At 45.8% G+C, this 26,450-nt stretch carries 22 protein-coding genes; 13 read left to right on the forward strand and 9 right to left on the reverse strand.

The features are described from left to right. The 7 genes from ilvN (at position 1) to leuB (ending at position 7,857) form a co-directional block, all read left to right on the forward strand. Entirely contained in the window at positions 1 to 501 is a 501-nt protein-coding gene (gene ilvN, locus KIH41_RS07520; protein ID WP_214162036.1) for an acetolactate synthase small subunit, read from the forward strand. Positions 502 to 517: 16 nt separating this feature from the next. Continuing rightward, positions 518 to 1,561, forward strand: a complete 1,044-nt coding sequence (gene ilvC / locus KIH41_RS07525; RefSeq protein WP_214162037.1) for a ketol-acid reductoisomerase — start codon at positions 518 to 520, stop codon at positions 1,559 to 1,561. A 4-nt stretch (positions 1,562 to 1,565) separates the two neighbouring features. Further along, positions 1,566 to 3,071: a 2-isopropylmalate synthase gene (locus KIH41_RS07530; RefSeq protein ID WP_214162038.1), complete on the forward strand. Its 1,506-nt coding sequence runs from the start codon at positions 1,566 to 1,568 to the stop codon at positions 3,069 to 3,071. Between the two features lie 3 nt (positions 3,072 to 3,074). Further along, positions 3,075 to 4,496: a 3-isopropylmalate dehydratase large subunit gene (leuC, locus tag KIH41_RS07535; RefSeq protein WP_214162039.1), complete on the forward strand. Its 1,422-nt coding sequence runs from the start codon at positions 3,075 to 3,077 to the stop codon at positions 4,494 to 4,496. A gap of 26 nt (positions 4,497 to 4,522) precedes the next feature. Continuing rightward, entirely contained in the window at positions 4,523 to 5,113 is a 591-nt protein-coding gene (gene leuD, locus KIH41_RS07540; protein ID WP_214162040.1) for a 3-isopropylmalate dehydratase small subunit, read from the forward strand. A 112-nt stretch (positions 5,114 to 5,225) separates the two neighbouring features. Continuing rightward, positions 5,226 to 6,809 carry an alpha-isopropylmalate synthase regulatory domain-containing protein gene (locus tag KIH41_RS07545; RefSeq protein WP_214162041.1) on the forward strand — a complete coding sequence of 528 codons (1,584 nt, stop codon included), beginning with the start codon at positions 5,226 to 5,228 and terminating at the stop codon, positions 6,807 to 6,809. After that, positions 6,778 to 7,857 (forward strand): 3-isopropylmalate dehydrogenase, encoded by a 1,080-nt coding sequence (leuB, locus tag KIH41_RS07550; protein ID WP_214162042.1) that lies wholly within the window; start codon positions 6,778 to 6,780, stop codon positions 7,855 to 7,857. The genes KIH41_RS07545 and leuB overlap by 32 nt, the downstream gene beginning before the upstream one ends. 85 nt (positions 7,858 to 7,942) lie before the next feature. Here leuB and KIH41_RS07555 read toward each other — a convergent pair whose 3' ends face one another. Then, positions 7,943 to 8,923 carry a hypothetical protein gene (locus KIH41_RS07555; RefSeq protein WP_214162043.1) on the reverse strand — a complete coding sequence of 327 codons (981 nt, stop codon included), beginning with the start codon at positions 8,921 to 8,923 and terminating at the stop codon, positions 7,943 to 7,945. A gap of 225 nt (positions 8,924 to 9,148) precedes the next feature. On the opposite strand from KIH41_RS07555, the gene truA reads away from it, so the two are divergent. Next, positions 9,149 to 9,925, forward strand: a complete 777-nt coding sequence (gene truA, locus KIH41_RS07560; RefSeq protein ID WP_214162044.1) for a tRNA pseudouridine(38-40) synthase TruA — start codon at positions 9,149 to 9,151, stop codon at positions 9,923 to 9,925. Between the two features lie 310 nt (positions 9,926 to 10,235). On the opposite strand, the gene KIH41_RS07565 is transcribed toward truA, so the two are convergent. From KIH41_RS07565 to KIH41_RS07600, 8 genes are all read right to left on the reverse strand, one after another. Next, positions 10,236 to 11,054: an enoyl-ACP reductase FabI gene (locus tag KIH41_RS07565; RefSeq protein ID WP_214162045.1), complete on the reverse strand. Its 819-nt coding sequence runs from the start codon at positions 11,052 to 11,054 to the stop codon at positions 10,236 to 10,238. 148 nt (positions 11,055 to 11,202) lie between these two features. Next, positions 11,203 to 12,855 carry a DNA repair protein RecN gene (gene recN, locus KIH41_RS07570; RefSeq protein WP_214162046.1) on the reverse strand — a complete coding sequence of 551 codons (1,653 nt, stop codon included), beginning with the start codon at positions 12,853 to 12,855 and terminating at the stop codon, positions 11,203 to 11,205. 7 nt (positions 12,856 to 12,862) lie between these two features. Beyond that, on the reverse strand, positions 12,863 to 13,765 hold the full coding sequence (gene porD, locus KIH41_RS07575) for a type IX secretion system protein PorD (RefSeq protein ID WP_214162047.1): 903 nt from the start codon (positions 13,763 to 13,765) through the stop codon (positions 12,863 to 12,865). Between the two features lie 65 nt (positions 13,766 to 13,830). Beyond that, complete coding sequence (gene coaBC, locus KIH41_RS07580) at positions 13,831 to 15,039, reverse strand: bifunctional phosphopantothenoylcysteine decarboxylase/phosphopantothenate--cysteine ligase CoaBC (RefSeq protein ID WP_214162048.1); 1,209 nt, start codon at positions 15,037 to 15,039, stop codon at positions 13,831 to 13,833. 2 nt (positions 15,040 to 15,041) lie between these two features. Beyond that, complete coding sequence (locus tag KIH41_RS07585; protein ID WP_213943505.1) at positions 15,042 to 15,353, reverse strand: DNA-directed RNA polymerase subunit omega; 312 nt, start codon at positions 15,351 to 15,353, stop codon at positions 15,042 to 15,044. Positions 15,354 to 15,366: 13 nt separating this feature from the next. Beyond that, a complete protein-coding gene (locus tag KIH41_RS07590; RefSeq protein ID WP_213944167.1) occupies positions 15,367 to 16,302 on the reverse strand; it encodes an outer membrane protein assembly factor BamD in 936 nt (311 codons plus the stop codon). A 70-nt stretch (positions 16,303 to 16,372) separates the two neighbouring features. Then, positions 16,373 to 17,086 carry a T9SS type A sorting domain-containing protein gene (locus tag KIH41_RS07595; protein ID WP_213943506.1) on the reverse strand — a complete coding sequence of 238 codons (714 nt, stop codon included), beginning with the start codon at positions 17,084 to 17,086 and terminating at the stop codon, positions 16,373 to 16,375. Positions 17,087 to 17,243: 157 nt separating this feature from the next. Next, positions 17,244 to 18,887, reverse strand: a complete 1,644-nt coding sequence (locus KIH41_RS07600; protein WP_214162049.1) for an OstA-like protein — start codon at positions 18,885 to 18,887, stop codon at positions 17,244 to 17,246. Positions 18,888 to 18,935: 48 nt separating this feature from the next. Between KIH41_RS07600 and tilS the strand changes: the two genes are divergently transcribed. The 5 genes from tilS to KIH41_RS07625 all read left to right on the forward strand — a co-directional run bounded on the left by tilS (position 18,936) and on the right by KIH41_RS07625 (position 26,405). After that, positions 18,936 to 20,264 carry a tRNA lysidine(34) synthetase TilS gene (tilS, locus tag KIH41_RS07605; RefSeq protein ID WP_214162050.1) on the forward strand — a complete coding sequence of 443 codons (1,329 nt, stop codon included), beginning with the start codon at positions 18,936 to 18,938 and terminating at the stop codon, positions 20,262 to 20,264. A 2-nt stretch (positions 20,265 to 20,266) separates the two neighbouring features. Then, entirely contained in the window at positions 20,267 to 20,782 is a 516-nt protein-coding gene (locus KIH41_RS07610) for a Crp/Fnr family transcriptional regulator (RefSeq protein ID WP_213943509.1), read from the forward strand. 151 nt (positions 20,783 to 20,933) lie between these two features. Further along, on the forward strand, positions 20,934 to 21,872 hold the full coding sequence (gene mdh / locus KIH41_RS07615; protein WP_213943510.1) for a malate dehydrogenase: 939 nt from the start codon (positions 20,934 to 20,936) through the stop codon (positions 21,870 to 21,872). 128 nt (positions 21,873 to 22,000) lie between these two features. Beyond that, a complete protein-coding gene (locus tag KIH41_RS07620) occupies positions 22,001 to 24,715 on the forward strand; it encodes a hypothetical protein (protein WP_214162051.1) in 2,715 nt (904 codons plus the stop codon). A gap of 25 nt (positions 24,716 to 24,740) precedes the next feature. Next, complete coding sequence (locus KIH41_RS07625; RefSeq protein ID WP_213943512.1) at positions 24,741 to 26,405, forward strand: mechanosensitive ion channel family protein; 1,665 nt, start codon at positions 24,741 to 24,743, stop codon at positions 26,403 to 26,405. Positions 26,406 to 26,450: the final 45 nt, after the last annotated feature.

The following is a 26,450-nucleotide window of genomic DNA, read 5'->3' on the forward strand; positions in this document are numbered from 1 at the left end:
ATGAAAAAATTCACCATTTCAGTATTCACCGAAAATTTCATCGGAATACTCAATCGCATCACCATCATCTTTACCCGAAGGGGAGTCAATATCAACGGAATCACCGCCTCAGAAAGTAGGGAGGACGGTATTTATAGATTGACCATAGAGGTGACTAGTACTGATGAGCAGATCGTTCAGCTGGTCAATCAGATAGAAAGGATAATCGATGTAATCAAAGCATTTTATTACAAAGATGACCAGGTGGTTTTTCAAGAAATAGCACTTTATAAACTTCCAGTGAGCAGCCTGGATCCAGGCTTGGAAAAGGTGATCAGGCAGTACAATGCCCGCATCATTTCAGCTGAGAAGGACTTTGTGGTCATTGAAATGACCGGCCATAAGGAAGATACCCAGGAGCTGCTGGGCATATTAAAGAAATTCAACATCATGGAATTTGCACGCTCCGGAAGAGTAGCGGTGTCCAAACCCATGCAAACTTTAGATCAATATTTACAATAATCAAACCATCAAAACTATGAAGCTTAAATTCGGAACAGTTGAAGAGAACGTAGTAACCAGAGAGGAATTTCCCCTGGAGAAAGCTAAGGAAACATTAAAGGATGAAGTAATCGCCGTATTGGGTTACGGGGTGCAGGGGCCAGGACAGGCCCTGAACCTAAAGGATAATGGTTTTAATGTGATTGTTGGTCAAAGGAAAAATTCTAAAACCTGGGACAAGGCCGTGGAAGATGGTTGGGTGCCAGGGGAAACACTTTTTGAACTTGAAGAAGCTGCCCAGAGGGGCACAATCCTGCAATATTTGCTGTCTGATGCCGGACAGATCGCCCTTTGGCCTACGGTAAAGAATCACTTGACGTCTGGCAAAGCCCTTTATTTTTCTCACGGATTTGGGGTAACCTATAAAGACAAAACCGGAATCGTACCTCCTTCAGATGTGGATGTGATCCTAGTCGCACCTAAAGGGTCTGGCACATCGCTAAGGCGGATGTTTGTGGAAGGCCGGGGGTTGAATTCCTCTTATGCCATTTATCAAGATGCCACCGGCAAGGCCAAAGATCGTGTAGTCGCGCTAGGGATAGGAGTCGGCTCCGGCTACCTTTTCGAAACAGATTTCTACCGTGAGGTAACCTCTGATCTTACCGGAGAAAGAGGGACCTTGATGGGTGCCATCCAAGGGATCTTTGCTGCCCAATATGAAGTATTGCGCGCCAATGGTCACACTCCTTCAGAAGCCTTCAATGAAACCGTGGAGGAGTTAACTCAAAGTTTGATGCCTCTAGTCGCCGAAAATGGGATGGATTGGATGTATGCCAACTGTTCCACTACCGCACAAAGGGGTGCGTTGGATTGGTGGAAGCCATTTAGGGATGCGACCAAGCCGGTTTTTGAAGAACTGTATAGCAGTGTGAAAGAAGGAAAAGAGGCGGTGAAGTCGATTGATTCGAATAGTAAGGATGATTATAGAGCAAAATTGGAAGGAGAGCTTCAGGAATTGAGGGAGTCGGAGATGTGGCAAGCCGGGGCTGTCGTCCGTAAGTTAAGACCTGAAAACAACTGATACCATGGAGAAATTATGGATTTTTGACACCACCTTAAGAGACGGGGAGCAAGTTCCCGGCTGCCAGTTGAACACCCGCGAAAAAATCGTGGTGGCCCAGGCATTGGAGTCTTTGGGAGTGGATGTGATTGAGGCTGGATTCCCCATTTCCAGCCCGGGAGATTTTAATTCTGTTGTGGAAATTTCCAAAGCGGTGAGCAATCCCATTATCTGCGCCCTTTCCAGAGCGGTAGAAAAGGATATCGAAGTCGCCGCGGATGCGTTGAAATATGCCAAAAAAGCCAGGATTCACACCGGGATAGGGGTTTCTCCTTATCATATCCACCACAAGTTGAGGTCTACCCCTGAGGCTGTTATTGAAAGAGCTGTGCAGGCAGTCAAATTTGCCAAGCGATATGTGGAGGATGTGGAGTTTTATGCAGAAGATGCAGGCCGATCCGAAAATGAATACCTGGCCAGGATCGTGGAGGCGGCCATCAAGGCTGGCGCCACAGTGGTCAACATTCCCGACACCACCGGATATTGCCTTCCTGAGCAATATGCAGATAAGATCAGGTTTCTGAAAGAAAACGTACGCAACATAGACCAAGCCATCATCGCCACGCATTGCCACAATGATTTGGGGATGGCCACTGCCAATACCATCGCAGGTGTGCAGCACGGCGCAAGGCAGGTGGAAGTGACAATGAACGGCATCGGGGAGCGGGCCGGCAACACCAGTCTAGAGGAAGTGGTGATGGCCATCAAGTGTCACCAATCCATTCCCGTACAAACTAGCATTCAAACACCCAAGATTTATGAAACCAGCCGCTTGGTTTCCAAACTGATGAACATGCCAGTTCAGCCCAATAAGGCAATTGTGGGAAGAAATGCTTTTGCCCATTCCTCGGGAATCCATCAGGATGGTGTGTTGAAACACCGTGAGAACTATGAAATAATGGATCCCCAAGAAGTTGGGGTGGAGGAGTCCTCCATCGTTTTGACTGCACGGAGCGGCAGAGCAGCATTGAAACATCACCTGGAGCTTCTTGGTTTTATCTGTGAAGGGGAGAAGCTGGAGAAAATCTATCAGGACTTCCTCCAGTTGGCTGACGTGAAAAGAGATATAGGCCGAAAAGACCTCTACCAATTGCTAGGTGAGTATGTGGATGAGTCAGGCTTTGTGGAACTGGGCAAAGTCAGTTATGAATACGGCACCACCGTCAATTCAAAAGTTGAGCTAAAGGTCGGAGATAAGTCCACGGTGGCAACTGCTGAAGGAAACGGACCGGTGGATGCAGTCATTAAGGCCATTAAGCAGCATGTTGACCAAGAAGTGGAGCTGGATGAATTTCTGATCCAATCCATGGCCAAAGGGAGCGATGATGTATGCAAGGTGCATATGCGCCTGATGTGTGAGAAGAAGCCCTATCATGGATTTTCCTCGCATACGGATATAGTCATTGCCTCGGCCCAGGCATTTGTGGATGCCCTAAACAAATTACCCGTCAAACAACAAGTGACCCTTTAAATTATGGAAAAAAAGACATTGTTCGATAAAATATGGGATGCCCATGTGGTGAAATCCGTGGAAAAAGGCCCGGACGTCCTGTTTATTGACAAGCATTTTATACACGAAGTCACCAGTCCGGTAGCTTTTCTGAATTTGGAGAAAAGAGGAAATTCGGTGCTTTTTCCTGAAAGGACCATTGCCACTCCGGATCACAATGTGCCTACCGAAGGGCAGGAGCAAACTATCAAGGACAAACTTTCCAGGATGCAGGTGGAAAGGCTCAGGGAAAACTGCCGGAAATATGGAATTGAACTCCATGACCTCGGTTCTGAGCACCACGGAATTGTCCATGTGATCGGACCCGAATTGGGTGTGACGCAACCAGGGATGACGATCGTTTGCGGTGATAGTCACACTTCCACGCATGGGGCTTTCGGCGCCATTGCTTTTGGGATTGGGACCAGTGAAGTGGAGATGGTTTTTGCCAGCCAATGCATCATGCAGGCAAAGCCCAAGAAGATGCGGATCACCATTGATGGAGAACTTGGTGAAGGCGTTACATCCAAGGATATCATACTTTATGTGATTTCCAAAATCTCAGCCAGTGGCGGTACGGGGTATTTTCTGGAATACGCCGGTTCGGCCATTACTTCCCTGAGCATGGAAGCCCGCATGACCATCTGCAACATGAGTATAGAAATGGGCGCCAGAGGCGGCTTGATCGCTCCCGACGAAACCACCTTTGCCTATTTGAAAGGAAAGAAATATTCCCCTTCGGGAAAAGCTTGGGATGATGCCGTGGCTTATTGGAAAAGCCTCAAAACTGACGAAGGAGCGGATTTTGAAGTGGAGCACCATTTTGATGCTGCAGATATAGAACCGATGATTACCTACGGCACCAATCCGGGAATGGGCATCAAGATCAAAGAAAACATACCAACTGGGGCTGACCTGTTGGGCAGCAATAAGAAATCCTATCAGCAGGCTTTGGATTACATGGGCTTTCAAGCGGGAGAACCGATCAAAGGTAAGAAAGTCGACTATGTCTTTGTGGGTAGCTGTACCAATGGGCGGATTGAGGATATTCGTGCCGTGGCCAATTTTGTCAAAGGAAAACAAAAAGCTGAAAACATCACTGCTTGGATAGTGCCTGGCTCCAAGGAGGTTGAAAAACTGGCCCATGAGGAGGGCTTGGTTGATATTCTCAAGGCCGCAGGTTTTGAATTGAGGCAACCTGGTTGCTCGGCTTGTCTGGCTATGAATGATGACAAGATTCCTGCTGGAAAATACGCCGTTTCTACCTCAAACCGGAATTTTGAAGGTAGGCAGGGGCCCGGTGCCAGGACTCTGCTGGCCAGTCCGCTCACTGTGGCGGCAGTAGCGATCACCGGCGTGATTACCGATCCGAGAGAATTGGCCGTGGCGGATTATGCCGGGGTTTGATGTTTGAGTTCTAAAATTTAATTAAGATGGCTTACGATAAATTTAATGTGCTTTCCAGTACGGTGGTCCCACTTCCTACAGAAAACGTGGATACAGACCAGATAATACCCGCCCGATTCCTAAAGGCTACCGAAAGGGAAGGTTTTGGGGATAATCTCTTTAGGGATTGGCGTTACGATTCGGAAGGGCAACCCAAGAAAGGTTTTGTGCTAAATGACCCCACCTACCAGGGCAAAATACTGGTTGCTGGGAAAAACTTCGGTTCGGGCTCCAGCCGTGAGCATGCCGCATGGGCCATATATGACTATGGGTTCAGGTGTGTGGTCTCCAGTTTCTTTGCCGATATTTTTAAAAACAACGCTTTGAATGTGGGGATTTTGCCGGTGACGGTGAGCCCGGAGTTTTTGGACGAAATCTTCGAGGCGGTTGAAAAAGACCCGAATACAAATCTTGAGGTAGATCTAAAGCGGCAGACGATTACCCTACTTGCGACCGGAAAAAGCGAATCTTTTGACATCAATCCCTATAAGAAAGCCAATATGCAAAATGGGTTTGATGACATTGATTACCTGCTCAATTTGAAGGAGGAGATAGTGGATTTTGAAAAAAGCAGGTAAAAATTAAACCGCAGAGACGCAAAGGGGACAGAGTTTTAGCCTTTTGCTAAGCACTCTCTGAGACTCCCGATTCGCTTTCGCTTTTCGGGACTGGTTCTTTGGTAATTATATTATGGCAGTTAACAACAAAATAGAGATCATGGATACGACACTGAGGGATGGTGAACAGACCTCAGGGGTATCTTTTCTACCTGCTGAAAAGCTCCAGGTTGCCAAGTTGCTACTGGAGGAGCTGCAGGTAGATAGGATAGAAGTGGCCTCTGCCCGTGTGTCAGACGGGGAGCTGGAGGGAGTGCGCAAAATCACCTCCTGGGCAGCAGATAAAGGTTTGTTGGACAAAGTGGAGGTGCTTGGCTTTGTGGACACGCCTGTCTCCGTAGACTGGATAGCCTCGGCGGGTGCCAAAGTAATCAACCTCCTCACCAAGGGTTCTCTCAATCATCTTGAGCACCAGCTTAAAAAAACGCCTGGCGAACATTTTGAGGAAATCAGGGAAGTCGTGAATTATGCTATCCAGAAAGGGTTAGCGGTTAATGTCTATCTTGAAGACTGGAGCAATGGGATGCGAAATTCCAAGAGCTACACCTTAGGGTTGATTGATTTTCTTCTGGGTTTACCTGTCAAAAGAATCATGCTTCCAGATACCTTAGGCCTTTTGGAGCCGAAAGAGGTGAGGACTTTTATAGGCCAGCTGACTAGAAAGTATCCTGAAGCCCACTTTGATTTTCATGCACATAACGATTATGACCTTGCAGTAGCCAATACGCTGGATGCGGTGAGGTCAGGCGCCAAGGGAATTCACACCACTGTAAACGGCTTGGGTGAAAGGGCAGGGAACACACCTTTGGAAAGTATAGTGGCTGCCCTGAATGATTTCGGCCAACATAAGTTGACTGTTGAGGAGAAGAAAATATACAGGGTCAGCAAGTTGGTGGAACAATTTGCCGGTTTGCGGATCCCCGTGAACAAGCCGGTGGTTGGGGAGAATGTGTTTACCCAAACGGCGGGGATCCATGCTGATGGGGACCAAAAGAGGAACCTGTATTTCAGCGACCTGCTGCCGGAAAGATTTGGGAGAACCAGAAAATATGCCCTTGGCAAGACCTCGGGAAAGGCCAATATCCTGAAAAACATTAGTGAGCTTGGCATTTCCTTGAATCCTGTTGAGCTTAAAAAGGTCACCCAAAAGGTAATCGAGCTTGGCGATCAGAAGGAAAAGATTACCCCGGAGGATTTGCCTTATATCATTTCGGATGTTTTGCAGCAGGAGTCCATTCGGCATGACATCAAGATTGAAGGGTATCACATGACGCATTCAAAAGACCTTAAGCCTACTGTGCAGCTTAAATTGAACATTTACGGAAAGTATTACGAAAGTTATGCTTCAGGAATAGGGCAGTATGATTCCTTCATGAAAGCGCTGAAGAAAATCTACAAATCCTTGGGCAAAGAGCTGCCCAAACTGACGGACTTTCATGTTACTATCCCCCCTGGGGGAAGAACTGACGCGTTGGTGGAAACTGTCATTACCTGGCAGACGCATAAAATATTCAAAACAAAAGGACTGGACGGGGACCAAACCGTGGCCGCTATGAAAGCAACCGAAAAGATGCTGAACATATTGGAGCAGTTGGGATCCGAAAACAATAAAAACGACATTAAAGATGGAATTGAAAATAGCCTTATTGCCAGGTGATGGCATAGGTCCGGAGGTGATGGACCAAGCAGTAAAAGTTGTCAATGCAGTTGCGGAGCGGTTTGGGCATAAGATTACCTATCAAGAGGCCAAAGTGGGAGCTGCGGCCATAGATGCCACTGGCCTGCCTTACCCCGATGAAACCCATCAAGTATGCCTAGATGCTGACGCAATTCTATTTGGCGCCATCGGTGACCCGAGATATGATAATGACCCAAAAGCAAAGGTAAGACCCGAGCAGGGACTCCTGCTGATGAGGAAAAAGCTTGGCCTTTTTTCCAATGTGAGGCCTACTTTCACCTTTCCATCCCTTTTGCAAAAATCACCGCTGAAGCAGGAAAGAATTGAGGGGACTGATTTGGTGTTCCTGAGAGAGCTCACCGGTGGGATATACTTTGGGGAGCCCCGAGGCCGAAACGAGCAGGGTACTGTGGCTTTTGACAGCTGCGTGTATTCCGTGGAGGAAATTGAGCGGCTCGCCAGGATGGGGTTTGAGTTTGCCCAGAAAAGGAGAAAACTGCTCACATGCGTGGACAAGGCCAATGTCCTGGCCACTTCCAGGTTGTGGAGGGAGACCGTCCAACGCTTGGCTCCGGAATACCCTGATGTGAAGGTGGAATATGAGTTCGTAGACGCCGTGGCCATGCGTTTGGTGCAATGGCCAAAGGCTTATGATGTGCTAATTACCGAAAACCTGTTCGGGGATATCCTGACCGATGAGGCTTCCGTGATCAGCGGTTCTATGGGGTTGATGCCTTCGGCTTCATTGGGGACCGAAAACAAACTCTTCGAACCCATCCACGGCTCCTATCCCCAGGCAGCCGGGAAAAACATTGCCAACCCCTTGGCCATGGTGCTGTCCGCAGCGATGATGTTTGAATATGCCTTTGATCTGAAGGAAGAGGCGCAAGTGGTCAGTGATGCGGTGAATGCATCTTTGGAGGAAGGTTTTGTGACCGAGGATATTGCGGATGATGGGAATTCCCACGGAACCTCCGAAGTGGGCGACTGGCTTGCCGCGAGAGTCCTGCAAAAAACAGAAGCATAAAAAGAAAAGGGGGAGCCATAGGCTCCCCCTTTTGATATGGATAATTGCAGTTTACTCGATAAAGTTTTAAATGTTTTGCTCTAAATTATTCATCATTATCATTTTCACAATCAAAAACAGTAACTTCAGCGTGTAAGCCTATACGAAGAACAGGTTTTCCACTAATTTTCTTATCCACCTCAAATGAAATTTCCTTTGGATTGTCATTCGGAACCTTTGTCCAGCCTCTAAAGCCTCTTACATCACCGACTTTTAAGTCTTCACTTGTAAATAAACGATATTTAAAGTCTCCTCCTGATTCTTCATTAAAAATCGCGTTATCAGATAGTTTTACCGTTACCAAAATTTTAGAAGAGTTAGGGATATCATCAAAAGAAACTGTACCAATTGGCTGGTGATTTCTGCCATATACTAACTTAACTTCTTCCCCCTTAAACTTAGAATGTAGGAACCAATTATTATTGCCTTTATAAGGATCACCTGAACCTGTGGCAGACTCTCCTGATCCTTCGCAAGGTGGTTCATCTTCACAAGGAACAAAATTGTAACATATAGTTAAGTTACTAAGACCAGCCATTTTACCACCGTCATTATTGGGTGGATAAAAGCCAGAACCTTCATTGCCTGCAAAAAGAAATACATTGGCTGGGTTACTACCTCCTTTTACAATAATTGCAACATCACCTAAGCATTCCTCTCCGAGATACCTATAACTAACTATCTTGCCTTCACAGACTTCAATTTCAAATCCTTGTTTTTCAAAGTCAGATTTAAAATTGGGGTTAATAATTTCAATACCATTAACCTTAATCATATAATCAATCTTTCCCGTGGACTCTTCATAATCATCAGAACAGGCAACATTACCTCCACCTCCTTGTCCTGGAGGGAAATTTTCTCCAAATTCTGGGTCAGAGATTAATTCGCAGGATTCGAATCCGGTCCTCAACGCATCATCCCCCTCCATCTGAAAGGGCTCTAAATGGCTACATGAAAAGAGTAGCACAGCGGACACTAGGGCCAGAACCTGGTTCTGCCACCTAGTAAATTTGGTTGTGTGTTTCATAAAAATTGTTAATTGCAGTTATGTAAATTTAAGTTAAAATGCATTTCACACCAAATAAAATGTATAAAAAATTCTGTATGTTAAAATTATATATTACCTATTTATGTATATTAAAACTATTGTAAAATCTGCTTTGATTGATTTTTTTCGTGTTTTGCCGTTCCGCCTTAGTATTTTTCCGCTGAAAATAGGACTGCACTTTTATTAAAATCTTACCTTTATCCCATGCAAAGACGCTCCCATACCTACCTTTTTTGGATCCAGTACCTTGGCTATAGATACCACGGCTGGCAGAAACAAAATGGCGTGAAAACCCTTCAGGGGCAGTTGGAACGCACTTTAGGCAGGACTTTGGGCCACGATGATTTCTCCATCCTGCCAGCCGGGCGGACAGATGCGGGGGTGTCCTGTGAAAGGGGGGCTTTTGAGCTTTTCACCGTCGAGCCCATTGATCCCGAGTCCTTTCTTAAGTTGCTCAATGATTACCTGCCGTTGGATATCCGGATCTTGGCCATCGAGCCCGTACCCCTCACTTTTAATGTGATCCAGGATGTAGCCCACAAGGAATACCGCTATTACTTCTCCCTTGGCGAAAAACCCCACCCTTTCAATGCCGCCCATATTGTCAATTTCGAGGGGCAACTGGACGTGGAGATGATGGGAAAAGCCGCGAACCTATTTCAGGGCGAACATGATTTCAGACGGTTTTGTGTCAGGAAAAAGGTGGAGAACTACCGCAGACTGATCCTGGAATCATCCATCCACCCACTGGAGCAGCCCATGGGGTATTTCGCTCCTAAACAGGTATTTTATTACAAAGTGAAGGGCACCGGTTTCCTCACCCACCAAATCCGGCAAATGATGGGAGCCTTGGTGGAAGTGGGCATGGGAAAATTGGGTTTGGAAGATGTTGAGGAAGCGCTGAAAAGTGAGCTAATCAACCCGCTGAGCTTCTCCGTCCCCGCCCAAGGCCTGGTAATGCATGAAGTGGTGTTTAAGTAAACGTCGCTTAAATTGGTCGCAAAGTAAATTGGTCACAAAGTCTCTCGAAGTTTTAAATAAGTCACACAAAGTTTAAATAGGCGACGAGGTTAAATAGAGGGCACAATGGGCACGAAGGATTTGAAGGGCACAAAGTGAGGAGGGGCAATAAAAAAAGAAGCCGCATAAAGGATTCCCTTTGTGCGACTTCTTTAAAATTCATTTGGACTTTATGCCCTATTTTATTCCAAACCTTCTCCGCGAAGAAGCCTTAGTGGAACTTATTTTTTACTTTGTGTCCTTCGTGGCCAATTTGTATCGGCGAAGTGGCTTATTTTTTATCGCTGAACTTCTCCACGATTTCCTCTGTGATACCGGTGCAGGAATAGCCGCCGTCATGGAAGAGGTTCTGCATGTTCACAAAGCGGGTGAGGTCTGAAAACATGGCGATGATATAGTCCGCGCAGGCTTCAGATGGGGCGTTTCCAAGTGGGGAAAGGGCCTCGGCATAGTTGTAGAAGGCATCAAATCCTCCGATACCCGTGCCAGCCGTAGTTTTGGTAGGCGACTGGGAGATGGTGTTGACCCTTACGTTTTTTAGTTTCCCGAATCGGTAACCGTAGCTTCTGGCGATGCTTTCCAATATAGCCTTGGCCTCAGCCATGTCGCTGTAGAATGGATATACACGCTGGGCGGCGATGTAGGAAAGGCCGATAATGGAACCCCACTCGTTCATCACGTCCTGCTTTTCTGCCACCTGCATCATTTTGTGAAATGATAGCGCAGATACATCCCATGACTTCTGAACCCAGTCATAATTCAGGTCGCCGTACTCTCTACCTTTTCTTACGTTGGGTGACATGCCGATAGAGTGCAGGAGAAAATCAAAGTTTCCGCCCAAAAATTCCTTTGCTTCTGCGTAAAGCTTCTCAATATCTTCAACAGAGGTGGCATCCGCTGGCACCACGATGGTGTCACATTCCTTGGCCAAGTCTTGGATAGCACCCATTCGCATGGCGATAGGGGCATTGGTCAAAACGAATTTTGCACCTTGCTCCTTGGCTTTAAGGGCGGTCTTCCAGGCGATGGAGTTTTCGTCCAAGGCGCCGGTGATGATTCCTCTTTTTCCTTTCAATAAATTCTCAGACATCGTATATCTAAATTTGGTGGTTCTGAATGAAGGGCAAAATTAAATAATTTTAACTTAAACCCACTATTCTACCCATAACAAAGTAGTGGAAACTCACCGATAAATGGCAAAATAAATCTGAGAATAAGGTAGTTATAAAAGTTAACCCTTACAGGCTGAGCAATTCTTTGGCATTTTCAAAGGCCGTGGCCGAAGGGTTGGAACCGGCGATCATCTTGGCGATTTCCTGGATCCTCTCCTCGTTTTCCAAAAGGCGGATTTTACTGATCGTGCGGTTTGTACTGTTGTCTTTGTAGACGAAATAATGTTTTTCTCCTTTTGCAGCAACTTGTGGCAAATGGCTGATGCAAATAACTTGGTGCTTCAGGGCAATTTCCTGCATCATCTTGACCATCTGAAGGGCCACCTCTCCGGAAATTCCCGTATCAATTTCGTCAAAAATAAGCGTCGGCAGAGCCATCTTGTCGGCCATGATATATTTGATGGCAAACATCAACCTGCTGAACTCCCCTCCAGAGGCCACCTGCCTGATGGGCTGTGGTTTCACACCCTTGTTGGCTGAAAAGAGGATTTCCACCTCGTCCATGCCGGAACTGGCGGGGTCGATGCCGCTGCGGTTTACTTCAATTTTGGCATTTTCCATGCCCAGTCCTGCCAGCAGGCCAGTTACCTCATCGGCAAAAGGTTTGAAGATGCTTTGCCTGGATTTGCTAAGCTTTTCCCCCTGGGCAAAAAGCTGCTTTCTTGCCTGTTCCAATTCTGATTTAAGCTTTTCCAGCTCGTCATCCAGGTTCTCCACTTTGAGCACCTTGTCAGCAAGGTCACTTTCTATCGCCATAAGCGCTTCTACGGAATCCACCCCATGCTTTTGCTGCAGGTGATAGATCTTGCTAAGCCTTTCTCTGATGGTCTCCAACTGGTCAAAATCCACCTCAATCTTGCCGTCCTCATCTTCCAAGGTGGCGGCTATGTCTATAGCCTCGATGGCTACGCTCTGGAACCTTTCCTTCAGCTCCCCAAAGCGCTGCCCAAACTTGGAAAGTTGGTTAAGCTGCTGTTGGAGTTGGCTGATAAGATTTTGCAAGCCCATTTCCTCACCGTTGAAGATTTGCAGTGATTCGTGGATTTTAGACTTGATTTCCTCGGCGTTGTCGAGGATTTCCTGTTGCTCTTCCAGTTCCTGCTGCTCGTTTTCTTTTAACTGGAGGGTTGAAAGTTCTTCCAAGAGAAACTTGTTGAATTCTGCTTCTTTTTTTAGCTCAAAAGCCTGGGCTGAAATGTTTTCATAAGACTTTTTGGCTTTTTGAAAGGACTTGTAACTTTGTGAATATTGGGTTTTTATTTCCTGGTTTTGGGCAAAAGCATCCAATAGGGAAAGCTGGTATTCATTGGCGCCGAGTAGCAAAGTGTCATGTTGCGAATGCACGTCCATCAAGGCTTTGCCCAAAGTCTTTAAGGCTTCGAGTTTTACCGGGGTGTCATTGATAAAGGCGCGGGATTTTCCGGAAGGGGCTATTTCCCTACGGATGATGCAGTGGCGCTCATAGTCCAAATCGTTGGCATCAAAAAAGTCATTCAGGCCATATTCTTCAATCAGAAATTGTCCCTCGATCACACATTTCCTTTCCTCATCAAAAAGGGACTTTACATCTGCCCGGTTGCCAAGTAGAAGTCCCACTGCCCCGAGCATGATGGATTTACCTGCGCCGGTTTCCCCGGTTATCATATTCAGCCTAGGGTCAGGCGTCATTTCTAAGGATTCAATAAGGGCATAATTGGAAATGCTAAGATTTGTAAGCATGCAGAGACTAACCTTTTAAAATATCGTTGTACTTTCTTGAATTGTTGGGGTCCACTTTGAGCAAAACGTCCACAGCCTCCTTGCGGATATCCATGGGGGCATTTTTGAAGACTTTGCTGATCTCATCGGACTTGGCATCCATAAAGGTGATCGCCAAAATACTGTTGGGCTGGGCATCGTTAGCCGAGGCGACCTTTTTGATGGCCTCCAGCATGTTTTTGTAAGCTTCTTCAGGCTTGTTGCCTAACAAGTCCAATCCTTTTCTGTGGTAGAGATAGTAGGCATCCCTAACCGGAACCATCACCTGGGAGGTGTAAAGCTGGTCGGAAAGCCAGTAGCGGTTTCTTCGATCGCTTGGACTTTGGCTCCATCCAGGGCGAGGGGATTGCTGGGCATTGGATACGATGTTTGACGCAATTTCAAAATAGGGGTCTCCTCCTCGAGGGGAAAAAGAATCATAATCCACCCCTATAGCAACGTAGGCATAATAGGCTAGGAGGGAGGTAATGTTGTTGAGAAATGTATTTCGGTTAAATTCAAGGGGCTGGGAATCCAGAAATTCGAAGGTCCAGCTACGGTCTGCAAAATTGAAGATCAGGCTCTCATAATTGGTGCCGTAGATCGGTCTGACGGTCTGCACCTGTACGGTGGCGTTGAAAAGCCCCACCTGGGGCATGTCGTTGATGGTGATAAGCATGTTGCCTTTTATCCTTTCTGCCGGCCTGAACTCATCATCTGTCCAGTTTCTGCCATTGAGGAATTGCTCAAAGGTGTTTTTCATGGTCTCAAAAATCTCCCTTTCCTGCGTCCTTGCCCGGTCACTGTTGATGGTGACGGTAAAGTTCAGCTCTTGGGCAAACAATTGGTTTGCCAAGAAAAAGAAGATCAATATGAGAAAGGTGTGTTTCATGGATGCCAGCTAACAGGAGCCCGTGATGGCTCAAATCTCATTAAAGATAACGAAATATGGTCAAATCAATTTTTCGAACTGATTTTTTTAATCGCCTGGATGATCTGGGTGGCCACTTCTGTTTTGGGCAAAAGCATCAATGGCTCTTTATGTCCGTCTTTGAAGTAGAAAGTTACCTTGTTGGTGTCGTGCTGAAATCCCGCCCCGTTATCGTTCATGCTGTTGAGCACGACCATGTCAAAATTCTTGCGGGTGAGCTTGCCCAAGGCATTTTCTTCTTCTTGGTTGGTTTCCAGAGCGAAACCTATATGCACTTGATGTTCTTTTTTCTGTTTCCCCAGCGTGGAAGCGATGTCCACGTTCTTTTTGAGTCGGATGACCATGTCATCATCGTCTTTCTTGATTTTTTGGGTGGCGACCTCTTCAGGGGTATAGTCAGCTACTGCTGCAGCAAAAATACAGTAGTCAGACATGGGGTGGTGCTTTTTGCATGCCTCAAACATCTGCTCGGCACTTTTAACTGGGATGGTCGTAATGTTGTCGTGGGAAGCGGAAAGGCTACTGGGGCCCAATACCAGCTTCACATCAGCTCCGCGCTGTGCAAGTGCATTGGCCAGCGCAATTCCCATTTTTCCACTGCTATGATTTCCAATAAATCTCACTGGATCTATGGCCTCATGGGTAGGACCGGCTGTAATCAGAACGGTTTTTCCTTTAAAGTCCTGCTGGGCACTGAAATGCTCAATGACCCGCTCCACAATGTGTTCGGGCTCCATCAGTCTACCTTGCCCCATTAGGCCACTTGCCAATTCCCCGCTTTCAGCTTCCAGGATAATGTTGCCAAATGAGGCGATTTTGTCGAGGTTGGCCTTTACGGATGGATGCTGGTACATGTCCAGATCCATGGCAGGAGCCACCATCACCGGGCAGCGTGCGGAAAGATAGGTAGCCGTAAGCAGGTTGTCGCATCCGCCGTTGGCAAATTTACTCAGGGTGTTGGCGCTGATTGGCGCCACAAGGAAAAGGTCGGCCCAAAGCCCAAGGTCAACATGGTTGCTCCATTCACCGCTTTTGCGGTCGTAGAATGCCTCCAATACCGGTTTCTTGGATAGGGTAGCCAAAGTCAGGGGGGTAATAAAATCAAGAGCAGAAGTACTCATGATAATCTGTACTTCTGCCCCTTCCTTTACTAATAACCTGGTAAGATGGGCGGCCTTGTATGCAGCAATGCTGCCGGTGACGCCCAATAGTATCCTTTTACCTTGCAATTGCATGCTTACTCTTCAGGAGTTTCTACTTTTCTGAAATATACTTTTCCTTCCATAAACTCCTCCATTGCCAATGTAGTAGGCTTTGGCATTCTTTCGTAGAACTTGGAGATTTCAATCTGTTCTTTGTTTTCAAAAACTTCCTCGAGGTTGTCTACTGTAGAGGCAAACTCGGAAAGTTTGTTGTTAAGCTCTTCCTTCTGTGCGGAAGAAATCTGCTTGGCTCTTTGAGATACCACGTGAAGGGATTCGTAAAGATTTCCAGTCTTTTCTGCGATTTTCTCTAAATCTCTGGTTACAATTGAAGGATTAATGGCCATATTATCTGTTTTGTTAATTTCCTTGATTATCTGCGTTTCTAAGGGCTTCAGTAGCCTCTTTGTTTCTTTTTTCCTCTTCAGCGGCTTCCTTGGCAGCGGCCGTGCGCGCATCGTATTCTTTTTTAAGCTTCTGGTGGGCCACTAGCTCTGACTGGGTTTTGGTAAATAGATTTTCTACCTTTTTTCCGAATTCGCTGTTGGGGTATCTTCTTTTAAAAGTGTCGGCAAAATTAATGGATTGGTTAAGCCTCTCTTCTTTCTTGTTGAAGACACTTCTTTCGGCATATGCGGCACTCACTTCCACTAGTTTGTAGGCAAGCTCCTCGTTGTATTTGCTATCAGGATAGCTTTTAGCAAAATTCTGGAAGTTGATGATACATGCTCTGTAAAACTCACCTGGGAAAAGCCCTTCGGTAAGTCTGTAGTACATTTTGGACTCCTGGTAAGCTTTCTCCTCAAATCTCCTCTGAAGGTCATCGATCATGGTCATGGCCCGCTCGTATGAGTCAGACTGAGGAAAACGGTTGATGAAAAGCTGAATGGCATTTACCGCATCACGGCTACTTCTCTGGTCCAAGTTGAAATCTGGAGCGTCCAAGTAAAGTGCATAAGCGTTCATAAACAACGCCTCTTCAGCCATCGGGCTTCGGTTATAGGTGTCATAAAAGCTTTTGAAATAACCAGCTGCCTCTATGTAGCGCTTGATTCTGAAGTGGGAGTACGCATAATTGAATTCCGCCAATTCTGACCTTTCACTCCCTCTGATTACCGGCAACACCTTGTCGTAAAGGATAATTGCTTTATTATAATCACCTTTTTCATAGTACTCATTAGCGGCACTATACAGTTTGTCCCAATCGGTGCTTTTCTCCAGTTTGTAGAATTTCCCACAGGAACTCACGGTTGCGGTAATAAGTAAAGCGATTATATATAAAGATACTCTTTTCATCATAATTTAAACTGCAAATATAGCGGATTTTAATTCTGTATCAAATTTCTAGGCAGGTGCTTGGCGGGTCCTATTTTTTCACAACGAGCTTCTTGGTGACAATATTTTTGTTATCCACAATTAAGGTGTAGAAATATACCCCCGGATTGAGGTCGGCCACATTGATGACAAGGCTGTTTTGCCTAGGGTCCAGCAAAAAGTCATAAACTGGATTACCAATAAAGCTGTTGACAACAATACGTGCATGCGCGTTCGGGTTTTTCAATTCGTAATCTATCTGTGCAATGTTGTTGCTTGGGTTAGGGTAGGCCGCTCCGATGGCGATATCCTTATGCTGTACCTCATTGCCACTGTCGCCATTGATCACGTTGTAGACTGCCTCCAGGATAAAGACATCCCGTGGGTTGCCCACGTTGCTGAAGTGCAGGTCGAAAGTGCCTTTGGTTTCGGTGATGCCCAATTCAAACTCCAAGTATAAGTCTGTAATCAACTCGCCGGCTTTTAAGTTCAAATTGATTTTTCCCACATCCTTTTTCAGGTTGTAGCAGTTGTCGCCGATGCAAAGTTTGAGGTTTTGGCTCGAGCCAATGTTGCCGCGGAGAAACTTAAGCGTATAAGTTTTGTCTGAGCTAGATTCGTTTTGAAGGAGGAGGGATTTTCGCTGGATAGTATTGATCGGTCCAGTAAACTCAATGGCATCATTGAGCACACGTACCTGTCTGGCTTCGGCAGGGTACTGCACAAGCATTAAAAGCATGCAGAGGAAAACACAGAGACGGTTCATGTAAAGTTTAATCGATAAGCCTGATAATCAATAGTGTTGCTAAGTAATATATACTATAAAACTACTGAGAAGGTTTGTACTTTTAAAGCATTATCGGTTAAATTTCGTTAACCTCTATGAAATTTATTTGCAACATGCTCGTTGCGGGCAGATAGCGCTATTCGTCCCTTCTTATCGGGATGTTTAACGGGATTTCCTGAATCAAATATGGCTGTATCATCTCATCGGTCGGGTATGGAAGTCTAATATCATACTCTTCGAAGTAATTGATTTCATCCTCCCTGTTTCGGAAGATAGGAGTCCTCCAGGCCATCATCATGTCCATAGTTGGGCGCTCGTCTTCCCGCCAAACAAAGCCCTCCAGGCGCTCATCCTCTTTTTTGAACAAATGGGGCGGTTTGAAATTGGCCTCCGGCTTGCCGGCATGGTTGATCCTTTGTATCTGCCCCTGCTGAAAATGCATCATAATACGTCCACAAAGCAGGTTGTTGAGCCCCTTTAGTAAAGTGTCCTTTTCCAGCGCATAATAGAGGGATTGCCCGTTGCCTTCTACGTCGAGTTTGTGCATTTCGCCGTCGAGAAAGAACCCGGTCATCTTTCGCCCTTTTATCTGGTTGAAGTTGGAGAGGGTGTCTTTGGTGATGGCAAAGGTATTCCTGCGCAGGTATGCGCGGTCAATGTTTTCATTGGCAATGGTAAAATGGATGCTGTCCGCTTTAATCTGGCTTTTGTCATTCCAAAGCAAGGGGTCATCATACAGGTAGATGGTGGAATCCGAATAGATGTAGGCCAGGGAATCTGATCTTCCGGAGAGCTCCCCCTTGATCAACCTTACGTTTTTAAAGGCTGTCATGTACCGCTCGGCGTCTATCTCGCTGTCTTGGGAAATGAGCGTATCGGCAATCAGATACATGGTGTCTGCCTCGAAATATTTCATCACCAAGGCGTTGCCGTAAACTTTGGAATATTTCCGGTTTTCCCAATATTTGCCTTCTTCGCCGAAGACCTCCATTTTCCTTTCCTTGTTGTAAATGCTCACATTCCGCTGGGCTTCGTAATACTGCTCCTCCTCGTCAAAATACAGGATGTCCCCGGAAATAATACTGGTCTCATTTTCCACATCTCCCTCGTAGAACCTGAACTTCTTGTTTTGGGTGTCGTAAAAACTGCCTTTTCGGGCATTGAGCTTGTCTCCTTCGATGGAGACGATGTTGGTGATGTCCACCGTCTCGGCGGTTTTTGGAATGGTGTAATAGAATAGGATGTTTGAACGCAGGGTATAATCCGGATTTACCAGCTCCACGTCATCGGTAAAGGTAATTTTCTCAATCTGGGTTTCATAAACGCCCTTGTCGCTGGTCAGGACGTTCATATCATCGATCACCCGGCCAAAGTTGAAATAATTGGCCACCCCGGTAGAGCGGTCGTAATCCAGGTAGTCGGTATAAAGGGTGGTTTCCTCATTTTTGAAAACCACATTGTTTCTAAGTTTGGCGATACGGGTATTCCCATCGTACTCGGCATAGCGGCTGGTGGTAGTCACAGGGTCCTGTTGATCCACGATGCGCACCTTCCCATATAACCGGGCAAAATTGTCCTGGCTGTAGAAATGGGCCGAGTCGCAGTAGATAAGGGAATTCTGATGCTTCATCCTCACATCGCCGAGCAATCTCTCCACTCCTTTGCCACCGTAAAGGTTTTCGGCGTTCAGGATTTCAAGCTGGTTATTGCCTTGTGCCCAGGCTTGGGGCAGGGCGGCGAGGATTAATATACAGCAGAGGAATATATTCTTTATGATCATTTCTTGAGACTAAACGCCAAATTTAATAGAAAATGGTATTTTTGGTTTATGCTTGACCATTTTATCCGTCATATACGGGAAAAAAACCTTTTGGATTCCAACAAAACCTATCTTATTGCTATAAGTGGCGGGTTGGATTCCGTAGTTTTAACCTACCTAATGCAAATGGCCAAAATAAAATTCATTTTGGCCCATTGTAATTTTGGCCTTCGGGGAAAGGAAAGCGACGGTGACGAGCAGTTCGTCAGGGATTTTGCCGCCAAATTGGGAAAAGAAATATTTGTGCAGCATTTCAACACAAAGGGCTACGCATACGAAAACGGCATTTCCACCCAGATGGCCGCCAGGGATCTCAGATATGGCTGGTTTGATTCCCTAGTCGAAGAGCAAAAACTGGCCGGTACGGTCGTTGCCCACCATTTGGACGACCAAGTGGAAACCATCATGCTGAACTTGCTACGGGGGACGGGGATTGAAGGGCTTTATGGAATGGCTGAAGTAAAAGGTGAATTGATTAGGCCACTTCTGGCTTTTTCCAAACAGCAATTACTGGACTTCGCCCAGCAGGAAGGCCTTTCTTGGAGGGAGGACAGTTCCAATCAGGACAGCGACTATAAAAGGAATTTCTTGAGGAATAAAGTGCTGCCATTGCTGACAGAGGAAGATCCTGCTGCCATGGAAGTAATGATCAGGAGTTTCGGAAGGGTGAAAGATACCGGTAGGGCCTATTTTCATTTTCAAAATGAATGGCTGAAGGGTCACTTGCAAAGTGAAGGGGCGTTCCAAAAGTTGTCCATACCTGACTTGCTGAAGATCCCTGGATTTAAAAGTGTGCTTTTTTACTGGTTAAGGGATTTTGGGTTCAATTATTTTCAGGTAGAAGATTTGGCCCAGGCTATACGCAATAGAAATACCGGGGGGAGTTTCCATTCTTCGCAAGCGGTTTTGAATATCGATAGGGAGTTTTTGATCCTTGGCAAAAAACGAGAAAGCTCGAAGGAAAGCCAGCTTATTGCAGCCTCCGACCAGGGTTTTGAGATAAATGGAGAGATGTTTGAAATGTCGCTTACACCTTTCACCCAGCTGGATACCAGGCCCAGCAGCGGGATGTTTGACCTGGATAAGGTTGAATTTCCTCTGGAGTTGAGAAACTGGCGGGAAGGGGAGAGATTTAGACCCTTGGGCATGAAGAATTTTAAGAAAATCAGTGATTTTTTAATAGATTTGAAAGTTCCCCTTATTTACAAAAGTCAGGTAAAAGTACTGTGCTCCCGTGGGGAGGTCATGTGGGTGGTAGGTTACCGTGTGGATGACCGCTACAAAGTTGAAAAAGGGAGCAAAACTGTATTGCACATCAAAAAAACTGAAAAAGAGTAACCATGCTAAACCCGTTTAAGAAAAAATACACCGAGTCTGAGTTGGAAGTTTTTGACTTTTTGTCCAACGTTCGCTACTTTGAAGGGTTGAGTCATAGTGAATTGGAGCGATTTCTGCCGGCTATCCATTACCGCAAGTATGTGAAGGATGAAGTGGTTTTTTTCAGCAATGACCCGAGCGGGGCAATTTATATCATCAAGCAGGGTAAGGTTAAGCTGACCATTGATATCAAGGATGACTTTGAGACCATCATGAATCTGGAGGAGCCTGCCTGTTTTGGGGAAAATGCCCTCCTGGAGGATAAAAAGCGGCTCTATACGGCAATCATTGCCTCTGAGCAGGCCGAACTGATGGTGTTTCCTAGCTATGCGATCCAAGAGGTTTTTGCCAACAACTCACAGATAAAATCGAAAATGATTACCTCTTTGGCAGAATACTATAATGACAACAATTTAAGGATGTTCAAATCCTACAAATCTTCCTTTGGCTTTTTTAATCTTTCCCAAATGTTTGAGTGATGATTTCTGTTTTGAAGAGAAAATGTTTTTTCATTTAAAAGTAAGGCACTTATCCGCCAACTATTCTTCTGAAAACTTTAAAAAGCAGGCATTCTTTAATATCTTAGCGGAGCATTTCAAGTTTTTAACAAATTAATCCATAACATATAATATGACTAAAGTAACCGTAGTTGGAGCTGGTAATGTTGGTGCAACCTGTGCCGATGTATTGGCTTATAGAGAAATTGCCGAAGAAATCGTATTGGTAGATATCAAAGAAGGCGTTGCGGAAGGCAAGGCTTTGGATATTTGGCAGAAAGCTCCTATCAATGTCTATGATAGCAGGACTGTAGGAAGCACGAATGATTATAGCAAAACTGCTAACTCTGATGTGGTGGTAATCACTTCAGGTCTTCCTAGAAAACCGGGGATGACCAGAGATGATTTGATCGAAACCAATGCCGGTATTGTGAAGTCTGTAACCGAAAATGTGATCAAGCATTCTCCAGATGCCATCATCATCGTGGTTTCCAATCCTTTGGACGTGATGACTTACCAGGCTCACATCACTTCAAATATGCCAAGAACAAAAGTGATGGGTATGGCAGGTATCTTGGATACTGCCCGTTACAGAGCTTTTATCGCTGAAGAATTGAACATTTCACCAAAAGAAATCCAGGCGATCCTAATGGGTGGTCACGGCGATACCATGGTGCCTCTTCCTAGATACACTACAGTTGCCGGAATCCCGGTTACGGAATTGATCGCAAAAGATAAATTGGATGCCATCATCGAAAGAACCAAGTTTGGTGGCGGTGAATTGGTGAAATTGATGGGTACTTCTGCATGGTATGCGCCAGGTTCTGCTGCCGCCCAGATGGTGGAATCAATCGTCAAAAACCAAAAAAGAGTATTCCCGGTTTGTATCAAGCTTGACGGCGAGTACGGGATCGATGACTGCTACCTAGGTGTACCAGTGATCTTGGGTAAAAACGGTATCGAGAAAGTAATCGAACTTGACCTGAACGAAGACGAGAAAGCGCTTTTGGAAACTTCTAGAACTCACGTGAAAGAAGTGATGGAGGTGTTGGACAATTTGGCTAAGAAATAAGGTCAAATTCCTATAAATTAATGGATTCCCGGCCGATTAGGTCGGGAATTTTTATTTATTTGCAGCTGGGTATAATTTCAGAGGCTTTTCCCAGTTTTAATTTCACAGAATCCTAACCTTTCCTACCAGTGAAAACTGCCAAGTTGCTGCTTGCTTTTTGTCTTTTGGTCATCGTTGCCGGCGGTGTCTTTTACGTTGGTTTTTCAAGCCACAAAAAGAACTACCGCTTTGAGGAACTTGTCCCCGCAGATGCCATCTTGCTTTATGAGTCCACTGACCCCATCCATGCCTGGAACCAACTTGTGGATCAGCCCATATGGGCAAGACTTTCCGAAATAGAATCACTCAAGAAACTTGAATCCCAACTCGTGTCCTTGGACAGCCTCTTGGGTGGTGGTGGACAACTGGACCGCTCGCTGAAAGGGAGCCAACTCGGGCTTTCCCTACATGCCGTGGGTAGGGAGGATTTGGGCGTGCTCTTCGGGCTTGCCTTCAAAAACACCAGTGACCGTGAAAAATTCCTTTCCAATCTCGAAGACAGCTTTTTGGAAAATATCACCAAAAATTCCCGCGCCTATAGCGGAGTGAGGATTTTTGAGCATAGGCTGGAAGAGGACAGGACCATTTCCCTGGCATTTATCAATAATACCTTGGTAGCCAGCTATACCTCATTTTTGGTAGAAGATGCCATCAGGCGGGCCCGTTCCAGTGAGCAAAAAAGCTTTAAAGAAGAATTCAGCGAATTGTATGACTCCAAAGCTACAGCTGATGGCGCTGGTTTGTTGAGGCTAGGGACGCCCGGACTGGCTAGGCTTATCCAAGCCGTAAACCGTGATGGAAGTATGGATGTGGTAGAGGTGTTTCAAAAGAACAAGATGTCCGCCAACCTGAATGTGAGTTTCAGCGACGGTGCCATCAATCTTCATGGGCTGAGCTTGTATCAGGGAGGAAACAAGGTGAAATTCCCAAGGCTGGAAGGCAATAGGCAACATGTATTTGGTGCTATCACACCAAACCGCACGGCACTTTTTACCCAATATAAAGTAAATGATCCCCGACAGATCCATGATATTTCTAACAAGGCATTTGATGCAAAAAGTACGCTGGCGGGGGATATAGATAAGAGCTTTTCGAAAGAGCAATTCTTCCAGAATCTTACCGGTGAAGTGGCTTTTCTTCATATGGAGGAGACTGGTGTAGGTTCAGGTGATAAAATATTACTGTTGAAAACAAAGGAAATGCCCGTTCAGCTCCAGCACCTGAAGGATTTTTCGGCTACAAATTCCGTTAGCAGTGTATATGACTATCATAGAAATAAGGAAATCTTCGCTATTCGGGATGAGGAGTTTCCGGCTCATCTTTTCGAGGGACAATTCATAGGGTTCCCAAACACCTTCGTGACCTTTCATGAAGACGTTCTGGTTTGGGGCAATAATATCCAAGCCGTACGCAGGTTTTTGGATGATCTGGAGAATGATAATACCTGGGGCAAAACCTTGTCCCAGAAAAGGATAATGGAAGCTGTGGATAAAAGCTACGGTTATAACTTTGTGGCCAATGTTCAGCGGGTTTGGAATGGCCTGCTTCACCACGCATCCCCTTCTTGGTCATCCACCCTTCAGAAATTCGCCCCCCAGATCAAGGCCTTCGACGTACTTTCCGTTAAGCTGGAGGACAAAGGAAAAAACCAAGACATACAGATTCAGTTGGGATATGGTTTGGCACCCGTCAGGGCAAGTAAGGATATATTCTTGGAGGAAAACCTGTCTGTTACTTTTAATGCAGACCTAACCTACGGACCCAAAGTCCAACGTAATTTCACGGACGGCAACGTGGAATTTTTGGTGCAGGATGAATGGGACAGGGTGCATTTGGTAACCCATGATGGGGATTTGGTCTTCAGCCAGCGGATTGATGGCCCAATCAAGACGGAGATTTTCCAGATGGATTATTATAAAAACGGAAAGCTCCAGATGGTTTTCGCCACAGATAGATACATATATGGACTGGACCGTCTTGGCAATCCTTTGCCCAATTTTCCCTTTGAGCTTCCCAATGCCCAAGCGATTCAATTCGTCAACCTTTTGGATTATGAAAACACTCGGGATTACAGGATATTTGCATCCTCTACAAGTGGGGGGCTATACCTTTTTGACAAGCATGGTGAGATTTTAGACGGCTGGTCACCCAGAAATACCTCTGGGCCCTTGTCCAGCAAACCAGCTCATCACACCATTCCAGCTATGGGGGATTTTATGGTGGCTTTGAATCAAAACGGACAATTGCATATGTTCAATAGAAAAGGGGAAAACCAATTTGGGGAGCCTCTGCAACTGGGTTCGGGTGTGAATACTAATTATGTCCTTCAGCAGCGCGGCCGGACATCTGAAAGCCAATTGGTCACCGTCACCGATGAGGGTGAGGTGATCCGGGTGAACTTTAAAGGGGAATTTACCGACCGAAAACAACTTCTAAGACCCGACAGAAGCAGTTCCTTTCATTTGGTGAAAGACCAGGCGGCTGACCGATATTTATTTGTGGTGCATGATTACAACAAGGTGACGGTGATGGATACCGAAACCAATGTGCTGTTTGAGAAAAACCTTTCCTCGCCAGAATTGAAGTTTCAACTGTTTTCTTTTGGAGGGGATAAGAATATCTTTGTGGTCATCGATGGAAATCAGGAATTCATCTACCTGTATAACTTAAAGGGGGAACTGTTGAACACCAAGCCGTTGAGTGGAGGCAGTCCCGTCGATATCCGTTTTTCATCGAGCCGAAACGAATACAGGATCTATAATATCCACGAAAAAACATTCTTCGAATTTAGAATGCCGTACTAAGGCAGTTGCCTAAAAGAATTAAGTAATGAGATTATTGAAATGTTTGCTTTTCAGTCTGATTGTATCAGCATTGATTGTGCATCAAGGACAGGGGCAGGTATTTTCCGATCAGTCCATGTTGCCGGTGGACCCGGCAGAATATGACAACTTATCTACTCCTTATAATACCACGCTGACGTTTTTATATAACCTGCAGCAGGATACATTCCGGCCGGAGGTTGCGGCAAGAGCTTTGGAAACGGGTAGCGTACCGCATAAGGACGCCCAAGATTTGGCCATTAAGCTAAAGCAGATTTTTGATGGAAACGGTGTGCTGGTAAGGATGGGAGAAATCCCAACACAAGCTGATTTCCGAGACAGCCTGCATAACCAAGAAGCAAAGTTCTTTTTTGATACCCACCGCTTACCAAGGGTTTTCCTGGAAAAGGTGGACGACGAATGGAAGTTTTCCCGCTTCACGGTCGAGCATATCGAGGAGCTACATGCGGAGACCTATCCTTTGGGCACAGCAACTTTACTGAATGTACTTCCCCAATTAGGCGAAAAACAGTATGTTGGCTTGCAGCTTTGGCAATTGATAGGCCTATTCCTTCTCATCCTGTTGATTTTTACAGCCCACAAAGCATTCACCTTTATTGTGGATAGGGTGCTTTTCTTTGTGTTGCAGAAATCAGGTTATGGGGAAGTAGCCGAAAAATACCTGCTGCCCGTAGCCAGGTTAGTGAGTATTTATTTGATTGTGGTGCTGTTGGCGATCTTTATCCGAGTCCTACAGTTGCCAATAGAGGTGGTTTCATGGGTGGTACTGCTGCTGAATGCTGCCAAGCCTTTCATTGTAACTATTATTTTCTACAAGCTGGTAGATATTATTTCGCTCTATCTGGAGAAGTTGGCTCTTAAGACGGAGTCTACGCTGGATGACCAGCTGGTTCCTTTGGTTCGAAAAACCATGAAGGCCTTTGTGGTGGTCATCGGGGTCTTGTTTATTTTGAAAGATGGCCTTCAGGTGGATATTGTGCCGTTCCTTACAGGTTTGTCCATTGGTGGTTTGGCTTTTGCCCTTGCCGCGCAGGATACCATCAAAAACTTCTTCGGATCGGTGATGATTTTTATCGACAAGCCTTTTCAGGTGGGGGATTGGATCAGCAGCGGGGATATTGACGGGACTGTGGAGGAAGTCGGTTTCCGCTCTACCCGCGTGAGGACCTTCCGGAATTCCCTGGTATATGTCCCTAACGGAAAACTGGCCGATATGACCATTGACAACCATGGGCTTAGGAAGTACCGCAGGTTTAATACTACCCTGACCATTACCTACGACACTCCGCCTGAGCTGGTGGATATGTTTGTGCAGGGATTGAGGGAGATGGTGGTCAAGCATCCATCTACACGAAAAGATTACTATAACATTTACTTCAACAACCTTTCAGCCTATAGTCTTGATGTGATGTTCTATGTGTTTTTTGAAGTGGGCACCTGGCAGGAGGAATTGCAGGGCAGACATGACCTGTTGATCCAGACGGTGAAGTTGGCCAACAAAATCGGGGTAAGGTTCGCCTTCCCTACGCAGACTTTGCATATGGAGACCTTCCCTGAGAAAAAAGGCTTTACGCCAACCTACGAAGGGGACAACTCCAAGTATCAGCAGAAATTGAATGAGTTTATCCAGACGGAGTTGAATAAGAATTGAGGAGGAGCTCTGTGAAACTCCGTGCCCCTTTTAAATCCCTAGCCT

The organism is Litoribacter ruber (assembly GCF_018500185.1).
GTDB lineage: Bacteria > Bacteroidota > Bacteroidia > Cytophagales > Cyclobacteriaceae > Litoribacter > Litoribacter ruber.